General features: G+C 39.9%; 1 protein-coding gene and 1 pseudogene. One reads left to right on the top strand and one right to left on the bottom strand.

Annotated elements, in window-relative coordinates; all coding sequences use genetic code 11:
* Positions 1–29 precede the first annotated feature (29 nt).
* Entirely contained in the window at positions 30–281 is a 252-nt protein-coding gene (locus DC53_RS00585) for a hypothetical protein (RefSeq protein ID WP_050484179.1), read from the top strand.
* A 399-nt stretch (positions 282–680) separates the two neighbouring features.
* Here the strand turns inward: DC53_RS00585 and DC53_RS0120850 are convergent.
* Positions 681–883, bottom strand: a pseudogene (locus DC53_RS0120850) (IS110 family transposase); the annotation flags it as partial.

Genomic DNA, 883 nt, shown 5'->3' with positions numbered 1-883 from the left:
GTGGGAGTCATTATGTCTAGGTGATTTACATGGATAGTTGGCAGTATCACGATATTGGTTTTGAATCTCAAACTAAAAAAATCAATGGTATTAATATTTGGAAGTATCCTTGGATCGAGTTAGACGAACCATCATTTGAAGTGCCTCATCCTCAATATCCAGATCAACGTCATAAAATCACTCCTTACTTTATTAAAACTAAATGTAAAACTCTCACATTTGCAGCGGGTGAAGTTAGCAATTGCGTTTGGTGTATTTATGTAGCAGAATCAATCACCTAACAAGACGATCCAATAAGGACAAAAAACAGTTGGCTGTTTCACTCCGTTCACATTATAGCCAACCATTACTTAGCCTGTTATTTTGGCGTTGGTATGACTCCCACTGTCAAGTTAAACACACTGATCCTTGCTTAACTTTTTAAGCCATAATTACTTCAGCTCGAATTAGAGCGAGTTAATACATAGGATGAAGCAAGTAATGTCGTCGGTTATCTTGCTGATATTCGTTGGTTATTACTATTTCTAGTAACAGAGCAGACCTTACTTATTTCGTCGTGGCACCTGTCTTCAGTCTATGTTCGTGGTTCAATGCAGCGTTAGCTGCATTGCCATCCTAACGCCGTCGGTGGTTGTGCCACACCCGATGCTTGATCCCATGCATTAACTCTAATTCGTTTATCATGCAGGTACTCTTGCCAATCTAAGTTTTGTATTTACTGGCGTAAGCACCACTTCTTTTGCAATAGCCCATATGTACGCAATCATTTCTCGGGCAATGGCGGTGACAACAAGGTTGTAGTGCTTCCCTTTGGCTATCATTTTTTTATAGCGCTTGCAGAGCCTAAGCTGTGCTTTCCATGCAATATCAATAATGTCCTTTG

The sequence above is a fragment of the Pseudoalteromonas fuliginea genome (assembly GCF_000690055.1).
Classification (GTDB): domain Bacteria; phylum Pseudomonadota; class Gammaproteobacteria; order Enterobacterales; family Alteromonadaceae; genus Pseudoalteromonas; species Pseudoalteromonas fuliginea.
This window is presented reverse-complemented; position numbering and strand designations above follow the sequence as displayed.

Coding starts and splice junctions, on each gene's coding strand:
- DC53_RS00585 (WP_050484179.1), top strand. CDS start 30: ATGGATAGTTGGCAGTATCACGATATTGGTTTTGAATCTCAAACTAAA.